A 20106-nucleotide genomic window follows, 5' to 3' on the forward strand; every position below is an offset into this window, starting at 1 on the left:
GGTATTTTAGAGGTAAATTTTGATTTATTTCACAATACGTTAGAAGGTTTTTATGTGTTTTATGGTTTTAAGTTTTTTAATTAATTTAACTCTGAAATAGCGCGTGGTTTTAATTTGTTTAATTGATTTAAGGTGGGGAATCTGTAACGATCCTATTTTATGCCGTGACTTGTAAATAAAACATTTTCATTACAAATACAAAAAAATAAGTTGCGGTTAACGTCGTTGAGGAAAAATTATGTCACAACATAAAAATAAAACACGGTTTTCTTTTTTCCGCAGACTGGCGTTTCCATTGCGTATTTTCCTGCTGATCCTGGTCGTTTCCATTTTTATCATCGCCGCGCTGGCGAAATACTTCACCGCCAGTTTTGAAGACTACCTGACAACGCACGTCCGTGATATGGCAATGAACCAGGCGAAAATCATCGCCTCTAACGACAGTATCATCACTGCGGTGAAGCATCGCGATTACACGCGTCTGGCGACCATTGCCGACAAGCTTCAGAGCGGGACTGATTTCGATTATGTGGTGATCGGTGATGAGAACTCTATTCGTCTCTACCATCCGAATCCGCAAAAAATTGGCTACCCAATGCAGTTCACCAAGCCCGGTGCGTTGGCAAATGGGGAAAGCTACTTTATTACCGGGACGGGATCTATTGGGTTGGCAATGCGCGCTAAAACGCCCATTTTTGATGATGATGGCAAGATTATTGGCGTGGTTTCGATAGGTTATTTGATCAGTAAAATCGACAGTTGGCGATCGGATTTTTTACTGCCGATGGCGGGTGTGTTTCTTCTGCTGCTGTTGTTACTGATGCTGCTCTCCTGGTTTTTTGCCGCCCATATTCGCCGCCAGATGCTGGGAATGGAGCCCAAACAAATTGCCCGCGTGGTGCGCCAACAGGACGCGTTATTTAGCTCGGTATACGAAGGCTTGATTGCCGTTGACCTGGACGGGTGCATAACTGCTATCAATCGCAGTGCGCGAAAAATGCTGGGGCTTCCGTCGCCAGGGCGGCAGTGGTTGGGGAAAACCATTGATGAGGTTGTTAATCCGTCGGACTTTTTTACTCAGCAGATTGCGGAGCAACGTCAGGATGCGATGGTGAATTTTAACGGGCTAAGCGTTATCGCCAACCGTGAGGCTATTCGTTCCGGCGATGAATTACTCGGGGCGATTATCAGTTTTCGTAGCAAAGATGAAATAGCCACCCTCAATGCCCAGCTGACACAAATCAAACAATATGTTGAGAGCCTGAGAACACTGCGTCATGAACATCTGAACTGGATGTCGACCATTAATGGCCTGCTGCAAATGAAAGAATACGATCGCGTGCTTGAGATGGTGCAGGGGGAATCCCAAGCCCAGCAGCAGCTGATTGATGACCTGCGCGGTGCCTTTGCCGATCGCCAGGTTGCCGGTCTGCTGTTTGGTAAAGTCCAGCGTGCGCGGGAATTGGGGCTCAAAATGACGATTGTTCCCGGAAGTCAACTTCATCAACTTCCCGAAGGGCTGGATAGCACAGAGTTTGCAGCAATTGTTGGCAATCTGCTTGATAATGCATTTGAGGCCAGTTTACGTACCCAGCAAGGGAATAAGGTTGTTGAACTGTTTCTGAGTGATGAAGGGGATGAGGTCATCATTGAAGTTGCCGACCAAGGGTGTGGCGTACCGGAAGCGTTACGTGAAAAAATATTTGAACAGGGTGTGAGCACCCGTACCGATGAACCAGGTGAACATGGCATCGGTTTGTATCTGATTGCAAGTTATGTGAGGCGCTGTGATGGGGTTATTACGCTTGAAGATAACACCCCCTGCGGCACTTTATTTTCTCTATTTCTTCCGAAAGTGAAAAAAAACGATGACGGAACCATTAACGCTATTGATCGTTGAGGATGAAACGCTGCTGGCGGAGATGCATGCTGAATATATCCGCCATATACCCGGTTTCAGCCAGATTTGGTTGGCGGGGAACCTGGAGCAGGCGCGGATGATGATCGCGCGTTTTAAGCCCGGTCTGATTCTTCTGGATAACTATTTACCGGACGGTAAGGGCATTACCCTTCTACATGAGTTGACTCAGGCACGCTACCCTGGCGGCGTGGTGTTTACTACGGCTGCCAGTGACATGGATACGGTGTCAGAGGCGGTGCGCGGCGGGGCGTTTGATTATCTGGTCAAACCGATTGCCTACGAGCGACTGGGGCAGACGCTGACGCGTTATCAGCAGCGCAGACGCATGCTGGCGGGTAACGACAGTGCCAGTCAAAAGCAGATTGATGAAATGTTTAACGCTTATGCGCGGGGTGAACCAAAAGGGGATTTGCCTACGGGTATTGATGCGCTAACGCTGAATGCGGTGCTGAAATTATTCGCCGATCCGACGGTACACCATACTGCGGAGACCATTGCACAGGCGTTGACCATCAGCCGCACAACCTCCAGGCGTTATCTGGAGTACTGTGCCAGCCGGCATTTGATTATTGCGGAGATTATCCACGGGAAAGTTGGGCGGCCGCAGCGTATTTACCACGGCGGCTAAATGCAGATTTCTGACGTAGGCCGGATAAGATGCTTTAGCATCGCCATCCGGCAACGTGCGGTTGCAATGCCGGATGGCGGCGTAACCGCCTGATCCGGCCTACATTTTGTTCGCTATCAACCTCCAATCACGGCGGTTGTAGCGGGCACCATCACTTCCGTGGCGATAATGACAATCAGTAGCCCGACCATCACCGGCACAGACGTGCGCTTGACCACTTCAAACGGTGAAATCTTCGCCATACCCGCAACGGCAACGACCACACCAGAGACCGGGGAGATCGTACGCCCCAGGTTCGACGCTTGCAGCATCGGGATGGAGAGGTAAGCGGGGTTAATGCCTGAAGAGTGCGCCAGTTTTGGGATCATCTCAACGAAGGCATAGAACGGGGCATTACCGGAGCCGGTGGTCATTGCTGCCAGCATGGTCAGAATAACCAGCACCAGCATCAGAATAATGCTTGCGGAGCCAAACGAGGTGGCGATCGAGATCAGGCTCTGAATAAAGCCGATAGTGCTCAGACCCTGGGCGAAAACTCCGGCGGCAACTAACAGCATTACCACGTTAGCAAAGGCATCAGCCATGCCGCGGTAGGCCACTTCCAGACCTGAGAAAACCTTCTGGGTATTGAACCCGCGGACAAACTCCAACACTGCGGCAGTAAGCATGCACAGCACCAGAATGGTAATGATGTGCAGTTGCGGTCCCCACTTACCATCAAAAATGAGAACCCCGACAATCGGAGTAAACGGCAGGATGGCGTAAAACGATGGCGCGGTGGTGGTGATTTCGGCCACGTCTAACATTTCGTGAGAAACGTTCTCTTTTTTGTCCAGATAGCGCTGCCAGAAAAAGTGGGCAATCGCCATGCCGATAATGGCGGCAATGGAAATCGGCAGCGTGGTTTTAAATGCGAAGTCGATCAACGGCATTTCTGCGGCTTTGGCGGCGAGAACCACATCACCAGAAGTGGGGGATAGAATGATGGCGGCAGGGGAGGCGCAAATGGCCGCCGCAGCACCACGGCTGATACCCACGTTAACCATGACCGGAAAGAGGGTTGCCATCAGCAGTACGCCCAGCCCCGTCGCTGAAGAAACCGCCAGTGACATCAGGCAGGCGACAAAGTAGGCGGCAATCATTAACACATAGGGTGAGTTGATATATTGCAGTGGTTTGGAAGCCAGTTTAACCACCATATCGTTTGCACCAATATGCGTCATGTAGGCGGCAAAACCACACAGCATCATGATCATCATGCCGAGATCGCCACCGCGGCTCATCAGCAAAATTTTAATGTATTCAACGATGTCTGTTGCTGTGTAGCCTGTGCTTTCGGCACTACCAGGCAAAACTTTATGACCCATCAGGGCGCTAATAATCAGTAAAACCAGGCCACCGACAAACAGTACGCCGGTCGCGGAATAACCTTTAATGATGTAGCGCGCTACACCCACAATAACCATAACTCCGATAAGGAGTTCTATAAATGTCAACATTATTTCCCCTGTCACATTGACGCCCAGAAAGTAAAAAAACTAAAAAAAGCATAAAACGGTGAGAGAATGTGCCTAATAAACGGATAACCCTCGCTGATTGAAATCAATAAAAATACGGATTAAACCAATGGCTGAGCCATTTTTTCAACATAGCGGATGAACCGGGAATGCTGCAATCAAAAAGTGTGAAGTCGTCTGTGGTTGTGTGGGATTTGACATTGAATTGATCTTATTTTGTTTTCTAATTGTTAATTTATTTAACTTTTGCATGCAAAATGCACAATTTATTGATATTAATAGAGTAATGACCGTTTCAGATAAGGCTCAGGAAATATAAGGGAAATAAACTACGCGCATACGAAGGGAATATTCTGATTTTTAACCCTAAGCATTTTCGTTAAGTTAACATTAAGGATGGCTTTGCTACAATTAATGCAGAACCCCAGAATGGTAATTACGTTGTGATTGTCGCGAAGCGCTATTTCCTGTTTATTTCATTTATTTTTATTCAGTTGGCTGTTATTCCACAGGCCACCGCTGAAGATAAAGGTTGGTTTGATACCTTCACAGATAATGTCAGCGAAACCTGGCAGCAGCCGGAGCATTATGACCTGTACGTGCCCGCCATTACCTGGCATGCGCGATTTGCCTACGATAAAGATAAAACAGATCGTTACAATGAACGCCCCTGGGGAGCGGGATTTGGTCAGTCCCGTTGGGATGATAAAGGCAACTGGCACGGGCTGTATATTATGGCCTTTAAGGATTCCTACAATAAGTGGGAACCCATCGGAGGATATGGCTGGGAAAAAACCTGGCGCCCGCTGGCCGATGATAACTTCCATACTGGTCTGGGCTTTACCGCTGGTTTCACCGCGCGTGATAACTGGAACTACATTCCTGTGCCGGTGATACTGCCACTGGCATCGATAGGTTATGGTCCGGCAACATTTCAGATGACCTACATACCCGGTACGTATAATAACGGGAATGTCTATTTTGCCTGGATGCGTTTCCAGTTTTGATGAACGATGTGTATTGTTATGTAGCTAAGCATAAACTATTAAAAAACAATTAGTTACGAACGTTGCTGCAAAAATAACGCGACATTTATCACTTTTTGGCAAAGTTCGACTGGACAAAGTCCACCACAATTGTTGTACTGATACCCGACACAGCATTTGTGTCTATTTTTCATGTAAAGGTAATTTTGATGTCTAAGATTAAAGGTAACGTTAAGTGGTTTAATGAGTCCAAAGGATTCGGTTTCATTACTCCGGAAGATGGCAGCAAAGATGTGTTCGTACACTTCTCTGCAATCCAGACCAATGGTTTTAAAACTCTGGCTGAAGGTCAGCGTGTAGAGTTCGAAATCACTAACGGTGCCAAAGGCCCTTCTGCTGCAAACGTAACCGCTCTGTAAGCATACGACAGCAAGAATTCAAAACCCGCTTAATTGCGGGTTTTTTTATCTTCAGTGTGCCGAAGAAGCGGAAACCAGCCAGAACGCCAGGGCGGTCATCGCAAAAGACCCCAACAGATTGATCAGTACGTTCACCATTGCCCAGCCAAAACGTCCGTCTTGCAGTAAAAACACTACCTCTGCGGAGAATGTTGAGAAGGTGGTCAGCCCGCCGCAAAAGCCTGTCGTAATCAATACCTTCCACAGTGGGTCAATGTGGGTCATGCGATTGAACCACGCCAGCCCCATACCAATGATAAACGCCCCAATTAAGTTTGCAGCCAGCGTGCCGAAGGGAATCGCTTGATGAAGGGGGTTAAATCGCATACTCAACAGCCATCTGGCTACGCTACCTGTACCACCGCCAATAAAAACCGCTAAAAGGAGTTGTGACACTGCATAATCCTGCTATTTGATTGTATATAGTGTGAGTGTAACGCTGAATAATCATTATTGGCGAGCCTAACCGTTTTTTCAGGAGGGAGTATGTTCGTTGCTGCAGGGCAATTCGCCGTGGGTCCCTCATGGGAGAAAAATGCCGAAACGTGCGTATCATTGATGTCCCAGGCCGCGGGCGAGGGCGTCTCATTGTTGGTCTTACCCGAAGCGTTGCTGGCCCGTGACGATCTTGACCCTGACCTGTCAGTGAAATCTGCTCAATGGCTGGAAGGGGGATTTCTGACGCGATTACTGCGAGAAAGCGTGCAGAATGAGATGACAACGATCCTGACGATTCATGTTCCCTCGCTGCCGGGACGGGCGTTTAACATGCTGGTGGCGCTACGAAGAGGTCAGGTTGTGGCTCATTACGCCAAATTACATCTCTATGATGCTTTTTCGATTCAGGAGTCGCGTAATGTTGATGCAGGCGATGTCGTACCGCCGCTGTTGGACGTGGAAGGTCTTAAAGTCGGTTTGATGACCTGTTACGATTTACGCTTCCCTGAGCTGGCATTAGCACATGCTTTGCAGGGGGCAGATATTCTGGTACTCCCTGCGGCCTGGGTACGCGGTGCACTAAAAGAACATCACTGGGCTACGCTGCTGGCGGCCAGAGCGTTGGATGCGACCTGCTATCTGATTGCTGCCGGTGAGTGTGGCAATAAGAATATTGGTCAAAGCCGGATAATCGATCCGTTTGGCGTGACGATTGCCGCTGCCGCAGAAACACCCGCGCTGATTGTTACTGAGGTTTCTGCCGAGCGAGTGCGACAGGTCAGGGCGCAACTTCCGGTGTTACGCAACCGACGCTTTGCGCCACCGCAATTATTATGACGTTTTTTTAAACAAGACTTGATTCACCTTGTTACAGATTGCTATTGTGTGCCCGCGTCGAAAGGCCGTTAAAATTCTCAGGTTAATATGGCGCTTTATGCAGCCTGGTTTAAGTGAAGAAGGTATCTATGGGTGAGATTAGTATTACCAAACTGCTGGTGGTTGCCGCACTGGTCGTTCTGCTGTTTGGTACCAAGAAGTTACGTACTCTGGGTGGAGACCTGGGAACGGCAATTAAAGGCTTCAAGAAAGCGATGAACGATGAAAATGCCGATGCGAAGAAAGATGCAGATGGTAGCGTTCAGGCTGAGAAGCTTTCTCATAAAGAGTGATGTCAGGAGCATGATGCTCGTACTGCAAACTCTGCATGAAAAAAACCGGCAATTTGCCGGTTTTTTTATTGCTGAAATGTAAGTGAGTATTACGCGATCACTTCACTTCCAGCCCTTTTGCCTGCATGTCTGCATGATATGAAGAACGTACAAATGGACCGCAAGCTGCATGGGTAAAGCCCATTGCCATAGCTTCTGCTTTCATTTCATCGAACTCATCCGGGCTAACATAGCGCTGAACCGGCAGATGGTGACGGCTTGGCTGTAAATACTGCCCCAGCGTTAGCATGGTAACGCCATGACGACGCAGGTCACGCATGACCTCAATGATTTCCGCGTTGGTTTCACCCAGACCCACCATCAGACCTGATTTGGTTGGGATCTCCGGATGGGCTTCTTTGAAACGCTCCAGAAGCTTCAGTGACCAGTTGTAATCTGCACCCGGACGTACATTGCGGTAAATACGCGGTACGTTTTCAAGGTTGTGGTTAAACACGTCTGGCGGCGTTGCGGTGAGGATATCCAGCGCGCGGTCCATTCGACCACGGAAGTCAGGTACCAGCGTTTCGATTTTAATCGACGGACTTTTCTCACGGATAGCTGTGATGCAGTCCGCAAAGTGTTGAGCACCGCCATCGCGCAGATCGTCGCGATCGACGGAGGTGATGACGACATAGCGCAGCGCCATGTCCGCAATAGTTTGAGCCAGTTTTAACGGTTCGTTGGCATCCGGGGCAACCGGACGACCATGGGCAACGTCACAGAATGGGCAGCGGCGGGTACAAATCGCGCCGAGGATCATAAAGGTTGCGGTGCCGTGATTGAAACATTCAGCCAGGTTAGGGCAGGACGCTTCTTCGCAGACAGAGTGCAGGCCATTTTTGCGCATTGCCGCTTTGATGCCCTGGATGCGAGTGGAGTCCGCTGGCAGTTTTATTTTCATCCATTCCGGTTTACGCAGCAGGGCTTCACGCTCTGTTGCCACATTTTTTACCGGGATAAGAGCCATCTTATCGGCATCGCGGTATTTAACACCGCGTTCCATCACAATGGGTTTACTCATAGCTTGCGTGTTCCAGTTGCGAATAACGAAGGAAAGCGTTTTAATTCAAGGGAATGTTGTATTTATCAACTATTTTTGAATTAGTGATACGCAGTATATCATTGAAACGGGCCAGAAAGCAGCCTGACAGGCTGGCAAAATGTAAAATAGTTGTTGTTTTGTGCCATTTGCCACAACATATGCTGCGGCAATGTCTGCCCCGTTTTTAGTCTGCGACGTACTCGTGTGGTGGGTTACCGAGTAGCGCTAATATGTTTGCCAGCAAACGAGGACGAACGCTTTCGGTGGTGGCATGACTGTCCCACTGTGAAACTTTCGCCATCTCCATTCCGGCGTAGCCGCAAGGGTTGATGCGCAGGAAAGGCGACAAATCCATATCCACGTTAAGCGCTAAGCCATGGAATGAACATCCTCTACGAATCCGTAACCCTAACGAACAGATTTTCTTTTCACCGACGTAAACGCCTGGCGCATCGGCTCGTGGGTGTGCATCGATACCCATTTCTGCAAGCGTGTTTACCACGGTTAGTTCCAGCAGCGTGACCAGTTCGCGAACGCCCAGTTTTCGGCGTTTGAGGTTCAACAGGACATACATCACCTGTTGCCCTGGACCGTGGTACGTTACCTGACCGCCACGATCGCTCTGAATAACGGGGATATCACCCGGCACCAGAACGTGTTCTGCTTTGCCTGCCTGCCCCTGAGTGAAGACCGGATAATGCTCTACCAGCCAGATTTCATCATGACTGTTTTCATCGCGGGTATCGGTGAATTCGTGCATGGCCTGAGAGACGGGCTCGTAAGGCTGAAGACCGAGCTGGCGGACAAGAATTTTATCCTGATACAAAACGGTATCTCCGTAGATACTCACATCGAGTAGAGAATATAAAGAGGGGAAAGTATATCACAGGGGAAGGAGAGAGAGGTTACCCGAGCAGAATGCAACGGGTAACCGATAGGCTGTTACAGCACCATACGTACGATGTCGATGTTGCCTAATTCTTCGTACAGGGTTTCAACCTGCTCAATGTGCGTAGCAGTGATGGTGATAGAGACCGAGTGGTAGTTGCCTTTGCTGCTCGGTTTTACTGTTGGAGAGTAATCACCTGGCGCATGGCGCTGTACCACTTCAACCACCTGATCAACCAACTCCGGCAACGCCTGCCCCATTACTTTGTAAGTAAATGGAGTAGGGAATTCAAGTAGTTCGTTAAGTTTGGTTTTCATGTCAGCTCCGGCGTTACATCAAAAAATAATAACTCCCACGCTGAGTGGGAGTTATCTGGATACCTAGTATATGGGGACGTAAATCACACTTTCAAGTGCTCAATTTTTAGCCAAACCAGTGATGAAACATTAATTTAATGTAATCAATGATTTTACCAAAGAAGTTGCCTTCAGGGATTTCCTGCAGGACCACCAGCGGGCGCTGTTCAATGGTTTTGCCATCGAGCTGGAAATTGATGGTGCCGACAACCTGGTTTTTCTGCAGCGGCGCGTGCAGTTCAGTGGTGTTCAGCACATAGCTCGCTTTCAGATCTTTCATACGGCCGCGCGGAATGGTCAGGTAGACATCTTTATCAACACCTAACGAGGCACGATCGGTATTACCAAACCAGGCCGGTTCAGAGGCAAATTCTTTGCCGACCTTCAGTGGGTTCACGGTTTCAAAGAAACGGAAGCCCCAGGTCAGCAGCTTTTTGCTTTCGGTTTCACGACCTTTATAGGTACGACCGCCCATGACGGCAGAGATCAGACGCATCTGACCTTCGGTTGCGGATGCCACCAGGTTATAGCCTGCTTTATCGGTGTGACCGGTTTTAATCCCGTCAACATTCAGGCTGTTATCCCACAGCAGGCCGTTACGGTTTAACTGACGAATGCCGTTGAAAGTGAACTCTTTTTCTCGGTAGATAGAGTATTCGTTAGGCACGTCGCGAATCAGCGCCTGACCAATCAACGCCATGTCACGTGCTGAGCTGTACTGACCTTCAGCATCCAGACCGTGGACGGTCTGGAAGTGGGTGTTTTTCAGTCCCAGCGCATTAACATAGCTGTTCATCAGGCCGACGAAAGCATCCTGACTACCGGCAGCAAAGTCAGCCATTGCCACGCAAGCGTCGTTGCCGGATTGCAGGTTAATACCACGGATCAATTGTGAAACGGGAACCTGCATTCCCGGTTTCAGAAACATCAGCGATGAACCTTTAAACACCGGGTTACCGGTAGCCCACGCGTCATTGCCCACGGTGACCAAATCGGTTTCTTTGAATTTCCCGGCTTTCATGGCCTGACCGATGACATAGCTGGTCATCATTTTGGTCAGGCTGGCGGGGTCGCGGCGAGTGTCCGCATTCTGTTCGGCCAGAACCTTTCCTGAATTGTAATCAATCAGGATATAGGACTCCGCGTCGATCTGCGGAACGCCCGGGATCATGGTTTTAATATTCAGGTCATCGGCATGGGCAGCAGAGAGAGAGGCTGCGCAGAGAGCCGCGGTGAGCGCGATGCGCTGCACGAAACGAGCGGAAAAAGTGGTCTTCATGGTCTGAACTACGACGTCCGTGATGAAAGTAAAAAAAGTGCCCTACTATAGCAAATGCGTAACTTACAGGCATCCGACTTTCCACATGACTTTGTTAATGTCATTGACAGAAATTGACAGAACGGGTGCCTGCTTTACGTTACTACACGCCGGTGATGAAGGACTGTAATTGCGCTTCGGATTGCAGGCGCTGCTGCAATGTACTGGCTTCCGCTTTGCTGGTGAACGGCCCCATCTGGATACGCCATACGGCACCGTTTTGTACCACGCGGCCCGGCACGCCAAACTGCTGGCTCAGTCGTTTTTGGTACTGCTGCGCACGGGCCTGCTCGCTGACGGCACCCACCTGAACGACATAACGGCCATTGGTTGCAGCAACGGGTGTAGCAGCGGCCGGAGCAGATACCGGTGCTGACACTGTTGCAGGCGCTGTTGTTACGGGCTGTGGAGCCGGTGTGGGTTCGCTGCCTTCGAGCACGCCTGCGGCGAGCGTAGTTGGCGCACCAAGGAAACCATTGCTGTTAACTGGCGCACCGGTAGCGTCATCGCTTTTCAGCGTTGAATTACTGATAGGACGAATATCGCCTTGCGGCTGGTCTGCGTCCGGTGCAGAAGGCATAGTGTTACCCCCGCTTAAATCAGGACGAGACGGCAGGGCGTAAGTCTGTTTTGCGACCGTCGTACACGCCATACCAGGGCCTGACAACGAACCGTCTTGCGCGACGATTATCGGATCAATACGCACTTTCGTATTGTTCGAGGTGTTCAGACGATCGGCCGCAGCGCGTGAAAGTGAAATCACGCGATCGTTGCCATAAGGACCACGATCGTTAATCCGTACGACGATCATCCTGCCGTTTGCCAGGTTGGTAATTCGGGCGTAGCTGGGAACCGGTAATGTTGGATGCGCAGCGGTGAGCTGCATGGGATCAAATGCCTCACCGGATGCGGTTAAATTGCTGCCGGGTTCCGCATCATAGATTGCGGCCAATCCGGCCTGGCTAAAGCGAGAGGGATCCTGAACAATTTTATAGCTTTTACCATCACGCTGGTAATCCTGATTAGCCGTTGGGTTCAGGGGTTCAAAACGCGGATCGGCTCCGCTGATTTCAACAATCGGACCATTACACACCGCTGGTTGCGGCGCGACAGCACCCTGTTGCTGACCATCATCATTCGAACACGCCGCGAGCATTCCTGCTGCGATGCAGATTCCAAGCCACTGCTTACGCATTGCGTACCCCTTACACGCTTTTCGACAACATTTTTCTATGGGTGTGGATCGACATCACAATCCCGAACCCGGCCATCAGCACAATCAGTGCAGAGCCTCCGTAACTGACCAGCGGGAGTGGAACCCCTACTACGGGCAGAATACCGCTCACCATACCAATATTTACGAAGACATAAACGAATAATATCAACATTAAACCACCGGCCATGACGCGACCAAAAGTGGTTTGCGCTCGGGCGGCAATCCATAGCCCACGCATAATCAGCAAAATGTACAGCGCCAGCAGAATTAAGATCCCTACTAGCCCAAGCTCTTCGGCTAACACCGCAAAGATAAAGTCGGTGTGGCGTTCGGGTAAAAATTCAAGCTGTGACTGCGTACCGTGCAGCCAGCCTTTGCCGCTCAGACCGCCGGAACCAATAGCAATTTTAGACTGAATAATGTGATATCCCGCGCCCAGTGGGTCGGTTTCAGGGTCGAGAAGCATCATCACGCGCTGACGCTGGTAATCATGCATCAAGAAGAACCACAGTATCGGGATAAATGCGGCGACCAGAACTACGGCCACGCCGATTAAGCGCCAGCTTAAGCCCGACAGGAACAGCACAAACAGGCCGGAAAGGGCAACAAGGATAGAGGTCCCGAGGTCAGGTTGCGCGGCAACCAGCAGCGTAGGCATGAAAATCAACACCAGCGCGATAGCGGTATTCTTCAGCGACGGCGGACAAACATCACGGTTGATAAAGCGTGCTACCATCAGCGGGACTGCAATTTTAGCAATTTCAGACGGCTGAAAACGCACAATGCCGAGGTCCAGCCAGCGCTGTGCGCCTTTAGAAATGGCCCCAAAGGCATCTACCGCTACCAGCAGAATAATACAGACAATATAGAGATAGGGGGCCCAGCCTTCGTAGACCCTGGGAGGGATCTGCGCCATCACCACCATGATGACCAGACCCATGGCTATTTGGCCGACCTTACGCTCCATCATGCCAATATCCTGGCCGCTGGCGCTCCAGATAACCAGCGAGCTGTAAACCAGCAGTGCCAGCAAAATAAGCAACATCGTGGGATCGATGTGAATTTTATCCCAGAACGTTTTTTTGTTCGGATTATCCGTCACGATTATTGGTCCTCACCTGCGGCAGCCACCGGGTTTTCCGCAGGCAGATTGGTGTTGTTGTCGCCCAACATAATATGGTCAAGGATCTGGCGCATGATGGTACCTACAGGTGCACCGGCCCCGCCGTTTTCGAGGATAATCGCGACAGAGACCTCGGGTTTATCGTAGGGCGCAAATGCGATCATCAGCTTATGGTCGCGTAAACGCTCGGCAATTTTATGCGCATTATAGGTTTCATTGGCTTTCAGACCGAAGACCTGAGCGGTACCGGATTTTGCCGCAATTTTATACGGTGCACCGGCAAAATATTTATGCGCGGTACCGTTAGGACGGTTTGCAACACCGTACATACCGTCTTTGGCAATTTCCCAGTAACCGGAATGAATGTCACCCACCGGCGGCTCATGTGGCTGAACCCATGGCACCTGCTTGCCGTTTTCCGTGGTGCTCATCAGCAGATGCGGGACTTTTACCACGCCGTCGTTGATAAGAATCATCAGCGATTTGCTCATCTGAATAGGGGTTGCTGTCCAGTACCCCTGACCGATGCCCACCGGAATAGTATCACCCTGGTACCATGGCTTTTTAAACCGTTTTTGCTTCCATTCACGCGTTGGCATATTACCGGCTCGCTCTTCGGCCAGATCGATCCCCGTATAATGGCCATAGCCGAATTTACTCATCCACTCTGAAAGACGGTCTATCCCCATATCATAGGCGATTTGGTAGAAAAACGTATCCGCAGACTCCTCCAGTGAGCGGGTTATGTTCAGATGACCATGCCCCCACTTTTTCCAGTCGCGATAACGTTTTTCAGAACCGGGCAACTGCCACCAGCCTGGATCGAACAGCCCGGTATTACGGGTAATCACGCCCGCGCTTAGTGCGGATACCGCCACGTAAGGCTTAACGGTTGAGGCAGGGGGGTAAACACCTTGCGTCGCGCGGTTAACCAGTGGGGTATTGGGGTCATTGAGCAACCCTGCATAATCTTTGCTCGAGATACCGTCTACAAACAGGTTGGGATCGTAGCTGGGCATAGAAACCAGCGCCAGCACGCCGCCGGTACGCGGGTCTGTGACCACCACGGCGGCACGACTGCCGGCCAGCAGGGTTTCAATATACTGCTGGAGCTTTAAATCCAGCGTTAAATAGATATCGTGCCCGGCCTGAGGCGCCACTTCTTTCAATTGGCGAATCACGCGACCACGGTTGTTGACTTCAACTTCTTCGTAACCGGTCTGACCATGCAGAACGTCTTCGTAATAACGTTCAATACCCAGCTTGCCGATATCGTGGGTAGCGGCGTAGTTGGCGAGCTTGCCGTCTTTGTCCAGGCGTTCAACGTCTTTATCGTTAATTTTTGAGACGTAACCAATGACGTGAGTTAGCGCAGAGCCGTAGGGATAGTAACGGCGCTTATAGCCTTTGACTTCCACACCGGGAAAACGATATTGATTGACGGCAAAGCGTGCTACCTGCACTTCCGTCAGATTGGTTTTCACCGGAATGGACGTAAAGCGGTGGGAACGTGCTCGTTCTTTTTTAAAGGCGGCAATATCGTCGTCATTGAGATCAACCACTTCCCGCAGCGCATCCAGCGTTTGCTGAACGTTATCGACCTTCTCAGGCATCATTTCTATCTGGTAAATGGTGCGGTTGAGGGCCAGGGGGATGCCGTTACGGTCATAAATGATGCCGCGACTGGGGGCGATCGGCACCAGTTTGATGCGGTTTTCGTTTGAACGGGTCTGATAATCGGTGAAACGAACGATTTGCAGGTTATACAGGTTGGCGATCAGCACGCCAGTGAGCAGCAAAATCCCCAAAAAAGCAACCAGCGCCCGACGCACAAACAGCGCGGACTCAGCCGTATAGTCGCGAAAAGAATTCTGTAGTTTCATCCGCTGCTTAATCTACTCAAGACTCAATGATCACTCACGGTGATAAGGGTGGTTGGTGGTAATGCTCCACGCTCTGTACAGACTCTCTGCCACCAGAACCCGAACAAGAGGGTGGGGAAGGGTTAATGCAGAGAGTGACCAGCTTTGCTCCGCGGCAGCCTTACAGGCTGGAGACAATCCTTCCGGTCCGCCAATCAGCAGACTGACGTCACGACCATCCAGTTTCCAGCGTTCCAGCTCGGTTGCCAGTTGCGGCGTGTCCCAGGGTTTTCCTGGGATATCAAGGGTGACGATGCGATTTTTGCCAGCGGCAGCCAGCATCTGTTCACCCTCTTTATCGAGTATGCGTTTAATATCCGCGTTCTTGCCGCGTTTTCCTGCTGGGATCTCGATAAGCTCAAAAGGCATGTCTTTTGGAAACCGACGGAGATACTCCGTAAAACCGGTTTGCACCCAGTCAGGCATTTTCGTACCCACAGCGACAAGTTGCAGCTTCACGCATTAACTCCAGAGTTTTTCCAGTTCATACAGGCGACGGCTTTCTTCCTGTAAAACGTGGACAATCACCTCGCCGAGATCGACGACGATCCAGTCGGCCACGTTCTCACCTTCAACGCCAAGCGGCAGCAGGCCAGCGGCGCGAGATTCCTGAACAACGTGGTCAGCGATAGACATGACATGGCGGCTGGATGTGCCGGTGCAGATAATCATGCAGTCAGTGATGCTGGATTTGCCCTGAACGTCTAAGGCGATGATGTCTTGACCTTTAAGGTCATCAATTTTGTCGATTACAAAATCCTGAAGTGCTTTACCCTGCAAGTGTTCCCCCTGGGTGAAAAGAGTTAAAAAGGCTTGTTAGTATACCTGAACCAGAGGCGATATCGGGACAAATGTCTCCGAAAGCGCTTTTGAGGTGCGCTATCATCCCACCCCACACAACAGAATGCATCGCCATTTTTGTAAAACAATTTCTGCAAAGCTCTGAAAGGCGGGAAAAGTCAGGCTGCGGAGAATAGCAGCCTGTCATGGGGTGTCAATGGGCGCGAGCCCCTTCGACAGAAAAAACCGTGTATTCACTCCCCCTCGCGCCAGATGGCTCGGCTGTTTAACACTTTCAGCACCGCAAAATCGTCGCAGAAATCAATTGCGCTCCAGCACCCCTGTTCAACGCGGAAATGCCACATTGATGCCGCGGGCATTGACATGAGCCGGGCGATCAGCACGCTGAGTACGCCCTGATGGCTGACCACCAGAAGGTTCTGCGAATTTTTATAATCAGCAAGTTGGGCAATGAAGCGCTCAACTCGCTGTGAAAATGCCTGAAAACCTTCGCCGTTGGTGGGAGTCGCATTCTGCCAGTCGTTACACCACAGCGCATAGTTTTCTGCGTCCTCACGCGCCAGATCGCGATGGTGGCGCATTTCCCAGTCGCCAAAGAACATTTCATTAAGCTCGGGCATGATCCGCAGTGGAACGTCGCGCCCCGCTAAGACCAACTGCGTGGTATGGCGCGCGCGTTCAAGTTCGCTGCAGAGGACGTGGTCGAAAGGAACGTTGTGTAACAGTGCGGCCAGTGTTTCAGCTTGGGTTATTCCCCGCTGAGTGAGCGATGTAGGGGCATGACCGCTGTATAACCCGGCAACGTTGGCATCGGTTTCTCCATGACGTACTAACCAGAGTCTCATTTTTCCCTCGTGAGGCTATTCGCATAAAACATGATGTTTGCCCTGATTACGCAGAGATTTTTCAATAAAATACCCTTTTTAAACTGGAGCGGCACGATGTCTTTATTGAAAAGCGCGCATGGCGGTAACACCCGGGAAGCCGCCGCATTGTTGGGTATCCCGCCTGAGCAATTGCTGGATTTTAGCGCGAATATTAACCCGCTGGGTATGCCGGCAAGCTTAAAACGCGCACTAATCGACAATTTGGACCGTGCTGAGCGCTATCCGGACGTGGATTACGCCCACTTGCATGCCACGCTGGCGGAGCACCATCATGTTCCTGCGTCGTGGATCCTCGCCGGTAACGGGGAGACGGAGTCGATCTTTACGTTGGTTGATGGTCTTAAGCCGCGTCATGCGATGATTGTCATTCCCGGATTTGCGGAATATCGCCGGGCACTGCAATGGGGCGAATGCGCAATACACGAGTTTGCGCTGCGCGAAGAGGACGGTTGGCAGCTGACCGGAGAGATTCTCGATGTACTCACTCCGGAATTGGATTGCCTGTTCCTGTGTACACCTAACAATCCCACCGGGCTGTTGCCCGAACATCACCTGTTGCAGGAGATAGCTCGGCGTTGTAAACAGCTCGGGATCGCATTGATCCTCGATGAAGCGTTTGTCGATTTTATCGCCGGGGAACAGGGGTTTATTCCGCTGTTGCAAGAGAATCCGCACATCTGGGTTTTGCGTTCACTCACCAAATTTTATGCGATACCCGGCCTGCGCCTGGGATATCTGGTTAACAGCAACGAGCAGGCGGTAGCACACCTGCGCAGCCGGCAAATGCCCTGGTCAATCAATGCCTTTGCCGCACTGGCGGGCGAAATGATTCTCCACGATAGCGTCTATCAGCAGGCGACATGGGAATGGCTGGCGCATGAGGGGAACCGATTCGATCAACAACTGCAAAATCTGCCTGGCCTGACGGTGTATCCCGGACGGGCAAATTATCGCCTGTTACGCTGCGAAAGACCGGGTTTAGATTTGCAAAAATCATTGCTGGAACAGCATGTGTTGATCCGCAGTTGCGCTAACTATCCGGGGCTGGATGCGCGTTACTACCGGGTGGCTGTCCGTGGCGCTGAAGAGAACAACCGCCTGCTGGTGGCATTACGCTACGCGCTTAGCGGTACAACCCTTGCTGATTGATATAGTCCAGCACGGAGTCTGGCATTAAATCGTCACACGGCTCACCGTGTTCCAGTCGTTCGCGGATAAGGGTAGCGGAGATATTGAACCAGGGGGTTTCTGCCAGGTAAATTTTCCCGGCAGGAAGCTGGTGCAGGTCATCTGGCGAATGAGTCAGATGACGTTCGAGCCACTGCTGGTGCTGCGCCTGCGCCATCTCCAGCGGATACCCCGGTCGTCGGCAGACGATGAGATGGGTATTGTCCAGAATGGTGTCGGAATCGTGCCAGGAAGGAAAGGTGAGCAGTGAGTCCTGACCAATAATAAACGCCAGCGGCGCGAGTGGCCCTTGTTCCTCGCGCCACTCCTTGAGAGTTTGGGCGGTGTAAGAAGCCGTATCTCGTTTTAGCTCACGTTCATCCAGGATAAACAAAGGCTTGTCAGCAATTGCCAGCTCAAGCATCTGTTTACGCTGTGCGCTGGAGGCTTCGGGTTGCGCACGATGCGGCGGCACATTATTAGGCATGATAATCACCCGTGATAGGCCAATCAGATTAGCCAGAATTTCCACGGGTTTAAGATGACCATAATGCACCGGATCAAAGGTGCCACCGAACAAAGCCTGTAATGATTTCATATCAACCATCAATAAAAACATCTGCCAGTGATTTATGGCAGAGCAGAAGAGAAAGTCCCTCAAGCTCGGCCCATACTGACTGACCATAATCTTGTTTAAGCGTAATTTCCGTGCGCGTTAACAACTGTACCGCCTGACGTAATTGCTCAGATGACAGCCGGTTTAGCGCATCACCCATCATGCCGCGGCGGTTTTGCCATACCCGATGCTTATCAAACAAGGCGCGTAATGGTGTGTGGGCTGATTGCCTTTTCAGGTTGACCAGTAACAGTAATTCACGCTGTATCGTGCGCAGCAGAATAACCGGCTCACTGCCTTCAAGGCGCAGTTGCTGCAGGATATGTAGCGCGCGTTTACTTTTGCCCATCAACAGCGCATCGACCCAATGGAAGGGGGTAAAGTGCGCCGCATCGTTAACCGCTTGCTCCACACGAGGCAACGTGAGTTTTCCATCAGGCCACAGCAATGATAACCGCTCCAGCGCCTGCGCCAGGGCTAATAGGTTACCTTCATAGCAATAACATAATAGCTGATTGGCGGCTTCGTCCAGTTGCAGGTTGCTTTGTTTCGCTCTGGCGGCAACCCAGCGAGGGAGCTGCGCCTGCTCTGGCGTCTGGCAGCTCACCTGAACAGCATGGCTCGCCAGACTGGTATACCACGCGGCATTTTCCTGTGCTTTGGTCAGCTTGTTGCCGCGAACAATCAGCAGCAGATCGTCATGCAGCAGGGTAACCAGCGTGGCGAGTTGTTCGTTAAGGGTGGCATTAGGGCCGTTTTCAGGCAGTTGTAGAAGTAATGTCTGCCGGCTGGAAAATAGGCTCATGGCCTGGCAGAGGGAAAAAATAGCCCCCCAGTCAGTGCTGGTATCAAGGGTGAACGTGTGGTGTTCTTCGAATCCTTGCACAGTGGCGGCCAGACGGACGGCATCCTGGCTTTCCTGCAACAAGAGGGGATCGTTGCCCAGTAATAAGTACGCCGCGCGCAGCCCTTCTTTGAGCTGTGCGCGGAGTTGTTCAGGGTACAACTTGAGCATCAGTTACCCAGCGTGGTGGAAACACGCGCCGGAGAAGACGTTGGCGCGGATGTTTCATTCTCAGCAGGCTGTACGTCATCACTGGATGACTGAGTATCAGCAATATGTATGCTTGGCAGCTTACGAATCAACTGTTCGGCCGCTTTGTCATACATTTCTTTAACGATCATTTCCTGCTCGTTATCCTTCGCCAGTGCAGCCTGCGGGTTGTCAAAGAACGAACGATAGACCTTGGCACTGATCGGATAAATGTCATGGCCTGGAATCAGAACGGAGGCACTGACCGACATCACCATCTGATATTCAGCCGTTTGACCGTTCTGGAATACAGATGCCGTATCCTGAGAAATGCTGACCGCACCCAGACGCAGGGACGGCACGTCTTTACGCATAGAACCGCTTTCGAGCAGTTCGATGTCGTTCAGACGTAACTGGTTGCGTACCGCGCGGCTTAACGGGCCGTTCGGATCGCCAGAGTCCAGGATCATAGTTTTCATTGTGGGCGGTACCTGCGTAGTACTACGCAGATGCCAACCACACCCAGCGGTGACCAGCACCACCAGGGATAACAACAGAGTTGTCAGATGTCGCACGC

General features: G+C 51.0%; 22 protein-coding genes. 7 read left to right on the forward strand and 15 right to left on the reverse strand.

Features of this window, described 5'->3' with window-relative positions:
* Positions 1-238 precede the first annotated feature (238 nt).
* Positions 239-1900 (forward strand): sensor histidine kinase DpiB, encoded by a 1662-nt coding sequence (dpiB, locus tag M2374_RS00480; RefSeq protein WP_181688374.1) that lies wholly within the window; start codon positions 239-241, stop codon positions 1898-1900.
* Positions 1869-2549: a two-component response regulator DpiA gene (dpiA, locus tag M2374_RS00485; protein WP_096757908.1), complete on the forward strand. Its 681-nt coding sequence runs from the start codon at positions 1869-1871 to the stop codon at positions 2547-2549. Before dpiB ends, dpiA begins: the two co-directional genes overlap by 32 nt.
* Positions 2550-2665: 116 nt before the next feature.
* On the opposite strand, the gene dcuC is transcribed toward dpiA, so the two are convergent.
* A complete protein-coding gene (gene dcuC, locus M2374_RS00490) occupies positions 2666-4048 on the reverse strand; it encodes an anaerobic C4-dicarboxylate transporter DcuC (RefSeq protein WP_181688373.1) in 1383 nt (460 codons plus the stop codon).
* A gap of 461 nt (positions 4049-4509) precedes the next feature.
* On the opposite strand from dcuC, the gene pagP reads away from it, so the two are divergent.
* Complete coding sequence (pagP, locus tag M2374_RS00495; RefSeq protein WP_115259106.1) at positions 4510-5073, forward strand: lipid IV(A) palmitoyltransferase PagP; 564 nt, start codon at positions 4510-4512, stop codon at positions 5071-5073.
* Positions 5074-5261: 188 nt separating this feature from the next.
* Complete coding sequence (cspE, locus tag M2374_RS00500) at positions 5262-5471, forward strand: transcription antiterminator/RNA stability regulator CspE (RefSeq protein WP_000034826.1); 210 nt, start codon at positions 5262-5264, stop codon at positions 5469-5471.
* 51 nt (positions 5472-5522) lie between these two features.
* On the opposite strand, the gene crcB is transcribed toward cspE, so the two are convergent.
* Positions 5523-5906, reverse strand: coding sequence for a fluoride efflux transporter CrcB (crcB, locus tag M2374_RS00505; protein WP_259153328.1), 384 nt, complete (start codon positions 5904-5906; stop codon positions 5523-5525).
* 90 nt (positions 5907-5996) lie between these two features.
* On the opposite strand from crcB, the gene M2374_RS00510 reads away from it, so the two are divergent.
* Both M2374_RS00510 and tatE read left to right on the forward strand, forming a co-directional pair.
* Positions 5997-6785: a deaminated glutathione amidase gene (locus M2374_RS00510; RefSeq protein WP_117342217.1), complete on the forward strand. Its 789-nt coding sequence runs from the start codon at positions 5997-5999 to the stop codon at positions 6783-6785.
* A gap of 128 nt (positions 6786-6913) precedes the next feature.
* Positions 6914-7117: a twin-arginine translocase subunit TatE gene (gene tatE, locus M2374_RS00515; RefSeq protein ID WP_045441030.1), complete on the forward strand. Its 204-nt coding sequence runs from the start codon at positions 6914-6916 to the stop codon at positions 7115-7117.
* A 97-nt stretch (positions 7118-7214) separates the two neighbouring features.
* Here tatE and lipA read toward each other — a convergent pair whose 3' ends face one another.
* The 10 genes from lipA to M2374_RS00565 form a co-directional block, all read right to left on the reverse strand.
* Positions 7215-8180: a lipoyl synthase gene (gene lipA, locus M2374_RS00520; protein WP_049269752.1), complete on the reverse strand. Its 966-nt coding sequence runs from the start codon at positions 8178-8180 to the stop codon at positions 7215-7217.
* 205 nt (positions 8181-8385) lie between these two features.
* Positions 8386-9027, reverse strand: coding sequence for a lipoyl(octanoyl) transferase LipB (gene lipB / locus M2374_RS00525; protein WP_117342219.1), 642 nt, complete (start codon positions 9025-9027; stop codon positions 8386-8388).
* A 116-nt stretch (positions 9028-9143) separates the two neighbouring features.
* A complete protein-coding gene (gene ybeD, locus M2374_RS00530) occupies positions 9144-9407 on the reverse strand; it encodes a DUF493 family protein YbeD (protein ID WP_003022706.1) in 264 nt (87 codons plus the stop codon).
* A gap of 106 nt (positions 9408-9513) precedes the next feature.
* A complete protein-coding gene (gene dacA / locus M2374_RS00535; RefSeq protein WP_096757902.1) occupies positions 9514-10725 on the reverse strand; it encodes a D-alanyl-D-alanine carboxypeptidase DacA in 1212 nt (403 codons plus the stop codon).
* A gap of 142 nt (positions 10726-10867) precedes the next feature.
* Positions 10868-11959, reverse strand: coding sequence for an endolytic peptidoglycan transglycosylase RlpA (rlpA, locus tag M2374_RS00540; RefSeq protein WP_137362432.1), 1092 nt, complete (start codon positions 11957-11959; stop codon positions 10868-10870).
* Between the two features lie 10 nt (positions 11960-11969).
* Positions 11970-13082 (reverse strand): peptidoglycan glycosyltransferase MrdB, encoded by a 1113-nt coding sequence (gene mrdB, locus M2374_RS00545; protein ID WP_096757900.1) that lies wholly within the window; start codon positions 13080-13082, stop codon positions 11970-11972.
* Positions 13083-13084: 2 nt separating this feature from the next.
* Positions 13085-14986: a peptidoglycan DD-transpeptidase MrdA gene (gene mrdA / locus M2374_RS00550; RefSeq protein WP_181219187.1), complete on the reverse strand. Its 1902-nt coding sequence runs from the start codon at positions 14984-14986 to the stop codon at positions 13085-13087.
* Positions 14987-15016: 30 nt separating this feature from the next.
* A complete protein-coding gene (rlmH, locus tag M2374_RS00555) occupies positions 15017-15484 on the reverse strand; it encodes a 23S rRNA (pseudouridine(1915)-N(3))-methyltransferase RlmH (RefSeq protein ID WP_003022725.1) in 468 nt (155 codons plus the stop codon).
* Between the two features lie 3 nt (positions 15485-15487).
* Positions 15488-15805, reverse strand: coding sequence for a ribosome silencing factor (rsfS, locus tag M2374_RS00560; protein WP_096757898.1), 318 nt, complete (start codon positions 15803-15805; stop codon positions 15488-15490).
* Between the two features lie 254 nt (positions 15806-16059).
* Positions 16060-16671: an adenosylcobalamin/alpha-ribazole phosphatase gene (locus M2374_RS00565; protein ID WP_115259102.1), complete on the reverse strand. Its 612-nt coding sequence runs from the start codon at positions 16669-16671 to the stop codon at positions 16060-16062.
* A gap of 96 nt (positions 16672-16767) precedes the next feature.
* Between M2374_RS00565 and cobD the strand changes: the two genes are divergently transcribed.
* Positions 16768-17862, forward strand: a complete 1095-nt coding sequence (gene cobD, locus M2374_RS00570; RefSeq protein ID WP_181688372.1) for a threonine-phosphate decarboxylase CobD — start codon at positions 16768-16770, stop codon at positions 17860-17862.
* On the opposite strand, the gene nadD is transcribed toward cobD, so the two are convergent.
* Genes nadD through lptE form a run of 3 tightly spaced genes read right to left on the reverse strand, consistent with a single transcriptional unit; the run spans position 17837 to position 20104 of the window.
* The gene (gene nadD, locus M2374_RS00575) at positions 17837-18478 is read right to left on the reverse strand and encodes a nicotinate-nucleotide adenylyltransferase (RefSeq protein ID WP_115259978.1); all 642 of its coding nucleotides are present in this window, start codon (positions 18476-18478) and stop codon (positions 17837-17839) included. The genes cobD and nadD overlap by 26 nt on opposite strands.
* 1 nt (position 18479) lies before the next feature.
* Positions 18480-19511, reverse strand: a complete 1032-nt coding sequence (holA, locus tag M2374_RS00580) for a DNA polymerase III subunit delta (protein ID WP_181688371.1) — start codon at positions 19509-19511, stop codon at positions 18480-18482.
* On the reverse strand, positions 19511-20104 hold the full coding sequence (gene lptE / locus M2374_RS00585) for an LPS assembly lipoprotein LptE (RefSeq protein WP_181688370.1): 594 nt from the start codon (positions 20102-20104) through the stop codon (positions 19511-19513). The genes holA and lptE overlap by 1 nt, the downstream gene beginning before the upstream one ends.
* Positions 20105-20106 lie beyond the last annotated feature (2 nt).

This window comes from Citrobacter sp. JUb117, assembly GCF_024809055.1.
Lineage (GTDB): Bacteria > Pseudomonadota > Gammaproteobacteria > Enterobacterales > Enterobacteriaceae > Citrobacter > Citrobacter gillenii.